Here is an 8565-nt window from a genome sequence, read left to right on the forward strand (position 1 = left end):
AGCAACAGGCGGCCTAAATACCGTAACTGGTGTCCGGAAATACTTGACCAGAACAAGCTCGCTCCTACAGGAGGGTGGGGTGATCGTACAACCGCGTTGAGCTATGATGCGGTTTCAGCCGAATTTTTCGAGACAGATGTTCACCATGGAAAACCCGAACGACGCACCACGTCTCCCTCGCAAGCGCCGCAGCCTCGCTCAGGAACTGGTGACGGTGCTGTCCGAGCAGATCCGCGACGGTCACCTCAAGCGGGGCGACAAGTTGCCCACCGAGTCGGCGATCATGGATGCCCATGGCGTCAGCCGCACGGTGGTGCGCGAAGCGATTTCCCGTTTGCAGGCGGCGGGGCAGGTGGAAACCCGTCACGGCATCGGCACCTTCGTGCTCGACACGCCGAGCCCGAGCGGTTTCCGCATCGACCCGGCCACCGTGGTCACTTTGCGTGACGTGCTGGCCATTCTGGAACTGCGCATCAGCCTGGAAGTGGAGTCCGCCGGTCTGGCCGCGCAGCGTCGTAGCCCCGAGCAGTTGGCGTTGATGCGTGCCGCGCTGGATGCGTTGAATGAAAGTGTCTCCCACGCCAGCGATGCCGTGGCCTCGGACTTCCAGTTCCATCTGCAGATTGCGCTGGCCACCGGCAACCGCTACTTCACTGACATCATGACCCACCTGGGTACCAGCATCATCCCGCGCACCCGCCTCAACTCCGCGCGACTGGCCCATGACGATCAGCAGCACTACATGAATCGCCTGAGCCGCGAGCACGAAGAAATCTACGATGCCATCGCCCGCCAGGACTCCGACGCCGCCCGCGCGGCGATGCGCCTGCACCTGACCAACAGCCGTGAGCGGTTGCGTCATGCCCACGAAGAGGCTGAGGCGCAGCGGGGCTGAGGCTAGGCGAGGACCTTGATGGTGATCGGTTCTGACAAAATTTCGCCGGTTTCTTCAGACACGATGTAAGCCAGTGTTATCTCGCAGCCCACGTACTGTAGGAGCACCGCAAGGGGAACAGATAATTTGGGGGGGGCTGTATCCACGTCTGTTCGCCAAGAAGGTTTGCCGGTGGCTTTTATGCTCGCCTTGATTTCATTACCGGGCGCCAGATGCTTCGAAGGCGGAATGGTGGCTTCCAGATTGCCCTTGAGTTGGGACAGCTTCACCTCAAAAGGTTGAGCCTTGGACCTCGTGGCATTGGGGTCAAGATTAGGTGCGGGTGGTAAAGGCATGACTGAATCTCCCTATAAGGCGTCGTAACCAGACTGTGACGCGGAGCCGGGTGGCCAGCCCCAGTGCACGATAACGTGGTGGCTCACTTGATCGTCAGTAAAACACGGTCCGAGTTCTTATCCACCGAAAAGGCGATGTCGGGAACTGTTAGAAATAACAGTTCCGATAAGCGGCACTTCCCTCTAAAAGACGTTGGCTGGAGTGATCCATTGCCTGTCAGGCACTCTTCGCGAGCAGGCTCGCTCCCACAGTTGGTCGTGGTGGTTCGCACTGTTGTGTTCGCCGATGATCCATTGTGGGAGCGAGCCTGCTCGCGAAAGGGCCGCAAGCCACGCCACAAATTTTCAGTCATTTCCGGGTTACCAGACTCAATCTTCCGACAACGTATCTCCAGCAAGCTTGTGGGTAAAACCACTTGATACAAATTTCTTGCACCGAGAGCCTATGAAACAAGGCTCTTAACCCGCCTTGTCCAACAATTTTCCCCTTCGACGATGAAATGCAGTTGACGGTTGTATTTTAAGTTGTACGATGACCTACAACTTCAGCGCAGAGCTGAACGGTCTTCTCACACAACGTCGCAACTCAGGGTGTTCGAATAATGAATCCACAAGAACTGAAGTCCATCCTTTCTTCCGGTCTGCTGTCTTTCCCGGTCACCGATTTCAATGCCCAGGGCGATTTCAACCGCGCTGGCTACATCAAGCGTCTGGAATGGCTGGCCCCATACGGCGCCTCGGCTCTTTTCGCCGCGGGCGGCACCGGTGAGTTCTTCTCCCTGGCGGCCAGTGAATACTCGGAAATCATCAAGACTGCCGTCGACACTTGCGCTACCAGCGTGCCGATTCTGGCCGGTGTCGGTGGTTCGACCCGTCAGGCCATCGAGTACGCTCAGGAAGCCGAGCGCCTGGGCGCCAAAGGTCTGTTGCTGCTGCCGCACTACCTGACCGAAGCCAGCCAGGATGGCGTGGCCGCCCATGTTGAAGCTGTGTGCAAATCGGTCAACATCGGCGTCGTGGTTTACAACCGTAACGTCTGCCGCCTGACCGCACCGCTGCTGGAACGTCTGGCCGAGCGCTGCCCGAACCTGATCGGCTACAAGGATGGCCTGGGCGATATCGAGTTGATGGTGTCGATCCGTCGCCGCCTCGGTGATCGCTTCAGCTACCTGGGTGGTTTGCCGACCGCTGAAGTCTACGCCGCGGCTTACAAGGCGCTGGGCGTGCCGGTCTACTCCTCGGCGGTGTTCAACTTCATCCCGAAAACCGCGATGGACTTCTACCACGCCATTGCCCGCGAAGATCACGCCACCGTCGGCAAGATCATCGACGACTTCTTCCTGCCGTACCTGGACATTCGTAACCGCAAGGCCGGTTACGCCGTGAGCATCGTCAAGGCCGGGGCAAAAATTGCCGGCTATGACGCAGGTCCTGTGCGTGCACCGCTGACCGACCTGACCGGCGAAGAGTATGAAATGCTCGCCGCGCTGATCGACAAGCAAGGTGCGCAGTAACACAACCGATTAAACGAGGCCGCTGAGTATTCAGCGGCCTTTTGCGTGAAGCTTTTCGTATCGAGGGCCGTCCAGTGACAAAGCGCTACGACAACTACATCAACGGTGAATGGGTCGCCGGTGCCGATTATTCGGCCAACATCAACCCGTCCGAATTGAGCGACAACATCGGCGACTACGCCAAGGCTGACCTGGCCCAGGTCAACGCCGCTATCGACGCCGCCCGTGCTGCGTTCCCGGCGTGGTCCACGTCCGGTATTCAGGCGCGTCACGATTCCCTGGATAAAGTCGGCACCGAAATCCTTGCTCGTCGCGAAGAGCTCGGCACCCTGCTGGCCCGGGAAGAGGGCAAGACCCTGCCTGAAGCCATCGGCGAAGTGACCCGCGCCGGCAACATCTTCAAGTTCTTCGCCGGTGAATGCCTGCGCCTGTCCGGCGACTATGTGCCTTCGGTGCGTCCGGGCGTCAACGTTGAAGTCACTCGCGAAGCCCTGGGCGTGGTCGGCTTGATCACGCCGTGGAACTTCCCGATCGCCATCCCGTCGTGGAAAATCGCCCCGGCCCTGGCCTACGGCAACTGCGTGGTGCTCAAACCTGCGGACCTGGTGCCAGGTTGCGCCTGGGCGCTGGCGGAAATCATCTCCCGCGCAGGCTTCCCGGCCGGTGTGTTCAACCTGGTGATGGGCAGCGGTCGCGTAGTGGGCGAAGCGCTGGTCAACAGCCCGAAAGTCGACGGCATCAGCTTCACCGGCTCGGTGGGTGTCGGTCGTCAGATCGCTGTCAGCTGCGTATCGCGTCAGGCAAAAGTCCAGCTGGAAATGGGCGGCAAGAACCCGCAGATCATTCTTGACGACGCCGACCTCAAACAAGCGGTCGAGCTGTCCGTGCAGAGTGCGTTCTACTCCACCGGCCAGCGTTGCACGGCCTCCAGCCGCCTGATCGTCACCGCCGGGATTCACGACAAGTTCGTCGAAGCCATGGCCGAGCGCATGAAGTCGATCAAGGTCGGCCACGCGTTGAAGGCAGGCACCGACATCGGTCCGGTGGTTTCCCAGGCGCAGCTTGAACAGGACATGAAGTACATCGACATCGGCCAGTCCGAAGGCGCGCGTCTGGTCAGTGGCGGTGGTCTGGTGACTTGCGACACCGAAGGTTACTTCCTCGCGCCGACCCTGTTTGCCGACAGTGAAGCGTCGATGCGTATCAGCCGCGAAGAGATCTTCGGTCCGGTGGCCAACATCGTCCGCGTGGCCGATTACGACGCTGCGCTGGCCATGGCCAACGACACCGAGTTCGGTCTGTCGGCGGGCATCGCCACGACGTCGCTGAAGTACGCCAACCACTTCAAGCGCCACTCCCAGGCCGGGATGGTGATGGTCAACCTGCCGACCGCCGGCGTGGATTACCACGTTCCGTTCGGTGGGCGTAAAGGTTCATCCTATGGATCACGTGAGCAAGGCCGCTATGCGCAAGAGTTCTACACGGTCGTGAAGACCAGCTACATCGGCTCCTGATCCACCGCAACACCCTGTAGGAGCGAGCCCTGCTCGCGATGGTCGCAAGGACGCGGCGGTAAACCTGATGCCCCGCGTCATCGTTGACGACCATCGCGAGCAGGGCTCGCTCCTATAGGGAACGAACAAAGATTCACCCGCGCATAAAAATAATTTGTGGGAGTACATCTACATGCAATCGACCCAGAAGCCGACTCACGTCCGCTATTTGATCCTGCTCATGCTGTTTCTGGTGACCACGATCAACTACGCCGACCGGGCTACCATCGCAATCGCCGGCTCCAGCCTGCAAAAAGACCTCGGCATTGACGCGGTCACCCTCGGCTATATCTTCTCTGCATTCGGTTGGGCCTACGTGGCCGGGCAAATTCCCGGCGGCTGGTTGCTGGACCGTTTCGGTTCGAAAAAAATCTATGCACTGAGCATTTTCACCTGGTCGCTGTTCACCGTGCTGCAAGGCTTTGTCGGTGAGTTCGGCATGTCCACGGCAGTGGTGGCGCTGTTCATGCTGCGCTTCCTGGTGGGCCTGGCCGAAGCGCCGTCCTTCCCCGGCAACGCCCGCATTGTCGCAGCCTGGTTTCCTACCGCTGAACGCGGCACCGCCTCGGCGATCTTCAACTCGGCGCAATACTTCGCCACTGTGTTGTTCGCACCGCTGATGGGCTGGATCGTCTATGCCTTCGGCTGGAAGCACGTGTTCATCGTCATGGGTATCCTCGGCATCGTCTTCTCGCTGATCTGGTTGAAGGTGATCTACGGTCCGCGCGAACACCCGTTGATCAATGACGCCGAGTTCAAGCACATCGCCGATAATGGCGGCATGGTCGACATGGACCAGGCCAAGGGCAAAAAATCCGACGGTCCGAAGTGGGACTACATCCGCCAGTTGCTGACCAACCGCATGATGCTGGGCGTGTATCTGGGCCAGTATTGCATCAACGGCATCACTTACTTCTTCCTGACCTGGTTCCCGGTGTACCTGGTGCAAGAGCGTGGCATGACCATCCTCAAGGCCGGTTTCATTGCCTCGTTGCCGGCGATCTGCGGCTTTATCGGTGGGGTGCTCGGCGGGGTGATTTCCGATTACCTGCTGCGCAAGGGCCATTCCCTGACCTTCGCCCGCAAGGCGCCGATCATTGCCGGCCTGCTGGTTTCGAGCAGCATCGTGGCTTGCAACTATGTGGACGTTGAATGGATGGTCGTTGGCTTCATGGCCCTGGCGTTCTTCGGCAAAGGCGTGGGCGCACTGGGTTGGGCTGTGGTCTCCGACACCTCGCCAAAACAGATCGCCGGTCTCAGCGGTGGCCTGTTCAACACCTTCGGCAACCTGGCGTCGATCACCACGCCGATCGTCATCGGCTACATCATCAGCTCCACCGGCTCGTTCAAATGGGCACTGGTGTTCGTTGGTTGCAACGCACTGGTCGCGGTGTTCAGCTATCTGGTCATCGTAGGTCCGATCAAGCGCGTGGTGCTCAAGGAGCCACCGGTCAGCGGCCCTGAAACCCACAACAAATTGTCTCAAGCGCATTCCTGAGGAGCGGCGTCATGCAGTTGATTGAACATTCCGACTCGCCGCGCTACATCCGCCTGCACGAGCGGGACAACGTAGTGATCGTGGTCAACGACCAGGGCGTACCGGCCGGTACCGCGTTCGCTGATGGGCTGGTCACCGTGGACTTCGTGCCGCAGAGTCACAAGGTCACCCTGGAAGACATTCCCGAGGGTGGGCAGGTGATTCGTTACGGCCAGACCATTGGCTATGCGTTGCAGCCGATTCCGCGCGGCAGCTGGGTCAAGGAAGATCAACTGCGCATGCCGACCGCGCCACCGTTGGACAGCCTTCCGCTGTCCACCGAGGTGCCGGCCGCGCAAGCACCGCTGGAAGGCTTCACCTTCGAGGGTTATCGCAATGCCGACGGCACCGTCGGCACGCGCAACATTCTTGGTATTACCACCACGGTGCAATGCGTGACCGGCGTGCTGGATCACGCGGTCAAGCGTATCAAGGACGAGCTGTTGCCCAAGTACCCGCACGTCGACGACGTGGTGGCGTTGACCCACAGTTACGGCTGTGGCGTGGCGATCACCGCCACCGACGCGTACATCCCGATTCGCACCGTGCGCAATCTCGCGCGCAACCCGAACCTGGGTGGCGAGGCGTTGGTGATCAGCCTGGGCTGCGAGAAATTGCAGGCCGGGCAGGTGATGCACGAGGACGACAGCTCGGTGGATCTGAGCGAGCCATGGTTGTATCGCTTGCAGGATTCCAGTCACGGTTTTACCGAGATGATCGAGCAGATCATGGAGCTGGCTGAAGTGCGTCTGAAGAAGCTCGATCAACGCCGTCGGGAAACCGTGCCGGCGTCCGAGCTGATCCTGGGTATGCAGTGCGGCGGCAGCGATGCGTTTTCCGGAATCACCGCGAACCCGGCCTTGGGCTATGCCTCTGACTTGTTGCTGCGCGCCGGTGCGACGGTGATGTTCTCCGAAGTGACCGAAGTGCGCGACGCGATCTACCTGCTGACCTCCCGCGCGCAAACCAAAGAAGTGGCGCAGGAGCTGGTGCGGGAAATGGACTGGTACGACCGCTACCTGGCCAAGGGCGAAGCGGACCGCAGTGCCAACACCACGCCAGGCAACAAGAAGGGCGGCTTGTCGAATATTGTCGAGAAGTCTCTGGGCTCGATCGTCAAGTCCGGCAGTAGCGCGATCAGCGGCGTGCTCGGCCCTGGCGAGCGGTTCAAGGAAAAAGGCCTGATTTTCTGCGCGACCCCGGCCAGCGACTTTGTCTGCGGGACGTTGCAGTTGGCGGCAGGGATGAACCTGCACGTGTTCACCACGGGTCGCGGCACGCCTTACGGGCTGGCCATGGCGCCGGTGGTGAAAGTGTCGACCCGGACCGAACTGGCGCAACGCTGGCCGGACCTGATCGATATTGACGCCGGGCGCATCGCTACCGGGCGCGCTTCAATCGAAGACCTCGGCTGGGAGTTGTTCCACTACTACCTGGACGTGGCCAGCGGCAAGAAGCAGACCTGGGCGGAGCAACACAAGCTGCACAATGACATTACCTTGTTCAATCCGGCGCCGATCACCTGAGTTGTGGCGAGGGAGCTTGCTCCCGTTGGACTGCGTAGCAGTCCCCTCTTTTGGGGCCGCTTCGCGACCCAACGGGAGCCAGCTCCCTCGCCACAGATTACTTATCGCCTGCCAGAATAGTGGTCAACCAGACGCCGATGTCTTCGGTGGCTTATCATTAGCCCCCTAACGACGCCCACCTCAAGGTCTTCTCCGGCATGCTGGCAATTTTCCTCGAAACCCTGAACATCACCGCACCGGTGTTCGCCATGCTGTTTCTGGGGGTGTTGCTCAAGCGCATCGACTGGATCAACGATAACTTCATCCACACTGCGTCGGCCCTGGTGTTCAACGTCACCATGCCGGCGTTGCTGTTTCTGGGCATTTTGCATGCCGACTTGCACGCCGCGCTGCAACCGGCGCTGCTGATCTATTTCTCCCTCGCGACCCTGGCGTGTTTTGCCATTGCCTGGGGCTGGGCGATTCTCAAATGTCCGCGTGAAGACCGCGGGATCTACACCCAGGGCGCCTTTCGCGGCAACAACGGGGTGATCGGACTGGCGCTGGCGGCAAGCATGTACGGTGACTACGGGATTTCCCTCGGGGCGATTCTCGCGGCGCTGGTGATCCTGTTCTACAACACGCTGTCGACCATTGTGCTGGCGGTGTACAGCCCGGTGATCAAGTCCGATCCGTGGAGCATCTGCAAAAGCGTGGTCAGCAACCCGCTGATCATCAGCGTGATCGCGGCGGCGCCCTTTGCCTACTTCAAGATCAGCCTGCCGGGGTGGCTGGAAACCTCAGGCCAATACTTGGCGCAAACCACCTTGCCGCTGGCGCTGATCTGCATCGGCGGCACGCTGTCGCTCGCGGCGATGCGTAAAAGCGGTTCAATGGCGCTCAGTTCAAGCCTGGTGAAAATGCTCGGCCTGCCCATACTGGCGACGCTGGGCGCGTGGCTCTGGGGGTTTCGTGGGGCGGAGTTGGGAATTCTGTTTCTGTATTTCGGCAGCCCGACCGCGGCCGCCAGTTTCGTCATGGCCCGGGCGGCGGACGGTAATCATGAGCTGGCGGCGGCGATCATCGTCATCACCACGCTGATGGCGGCGGTCACCACCAACATCGGGATCTTTTTGTTGCAGTGGGGGGGGTGGATTTAGCCTTGGGACTTGCGGTGGTTTTCAGATCCATTCGCGAGCAGGCTCGCTCCCACAGGGGGATGCGTT

At 60.2% G+C, this 8565-nt stretch carries 7 protein-coding genes; 6 read left to right on the forward strand and 1 reads right to left on the reverse strand.

Going from position 1 to position 8565, the window contains the following annotated elements:
- Positions 1-145 precede the first annotated feature (145 nt).
- On the forward strand, positions 146-895 hold the full coding sequence (locus ACW9HW_RS27010; RefSeq protein WP_175391458.1) for a FadR/GntR family transcriptional regulator: 750 nt from the start codon (positions 146-148) through the stop codon (positions 893-895).
- 2 nt (positions 896-897) lie between these two features.
- Here ACW9HW_RS27010 and ACW9HW_RS27015 read toward each other — a convergent pair whose 3' ends face one another.
- Complete coding sequence (locus ACW9HW_RS27015; RefSeq protein WP_457402360.1) at positions 898-1230, reverse strand: hypothetical protein; 333 nt, start codon at positions 1228-1230, stop codon at positions 898-900.
- A 602-nt stretch (positions 1231-1832) separates the two neighbouring features.
- Between ACW9HW_RS27015 and kdgD the strand changes: the two genes are divergently transcribed.
- The 5 genes from kdgD (at position 1833) to ACW9HW_RS27040 (ending at position 8499) form a co-directional block, all read left to right on the forward strand.
- A complete protein-coding gene (gene kdgD, locus ACW9HW_RS27020) occupies positions 1833-2744 on the forward strand; it encodes a 5-dehydro-4-deoxyglucarate dehydratase (protein WP_007976489.1) in 912 nt (303 codons plus the stop codon).
- A 74-nt stretch (positions 2745-2818) separates the two neighbouring features.
- A complete protein-coding gene (locus ACW9HW_RS27025) occupies positions 2819-4258 on the forward strand; it encodes an aldehyde dehydrogenase family protein (RefSeq protein ID WP_095193933.1) in 1440 nt (479 codons plus the stop codon).
- A 172-nt stretch (positions 4259-4430) separates the two neighbouring features.
- Positions 4431-5795 carry an MFS transporter gene (locus tag ACW9HW_RS27030; RefSeq protein WP_095193932.1) on the forward strand — a complete coding sequence of 455 codons (1365 nt, stop codon included), beginning with the start codon at positions 4431-4433 and terminating at the stop codon, positions 5793-5795.
- An 11-nt stretch (positions 5796-5806) separates the two neighbouring features.
- Positions 5807-7360 carry a galactarate dehydratase gene (garD, locus tag ACW9HW_RS27035; protein ID WP_457402364.1) on the forward strand — a complete coding sequence of 518 codons (1554 nt, stop codon included), beginning with the start codon at positions 5807-5809 and terminating at the stop codon, positions 7358-7360.
- Between the two features lie 197 nt (positions 7361-7557).
- Positions 7558-8499 (forward strand): AEC family transporter, encoded by a 942-nt coding sequence (locus ACW9HW_RS27040; protein ID WP_095193930.1) that lies wholly within the window; start codon positions 7558-7560, stop codon positions 8497-8499.
- The last annotated feature ends 66 nt before the right edge of the window (positions 8500-8565 follow it).

The organism is Pseudomonas sp. SDO5532_S415 (assembly GCF_054071155.1).

Bases quoted from the DNA above. Each gene is read 5' to 3' on its own strand.
- ACW9HW_RS27010 (WP_175391458.1), top strand. From the start codon at position 146: ATGGAAAACCCGAACGACGCACCACGTCTCCCTCGCAAGCGCCGCAGC.
- ACW9HW_RS27015 (WP_457402360.1), bottom strand. From the start codon at position 1,230: ATGCCTTTACCACCCGCACCTAATCTTGACCCCAATGCCACGAGGTCC.
- kdgD (WP_007976489.1), top strand. From the start codon at position 1,833: ATGAATCCACAAGAACTGAAGTCCATCCTTTCTTCCGGTCTGCTGTCT.
- ACW9HW_RS27030 (WP_095193932.1), top strand. From the start codon at position 4,431: ATGCAATCGACCCAGAAGCCGACTCACGTCCGCTATTTGATCCTGCTC.
- garD (WP_457402364.1), top strand. From the start codon at position 5,807: ATGCAGTTGATTGAACATTCCGACTCGCCGCGCTACATCCGCCTGCAC.
- ACW9HW_RS27040 (WP_095193930.1), top strand. From the start codon at position 7,558: ATGCTGGCAATTTTCCTCGAAACCCTGAACATCACCGCACCGGTGTTC.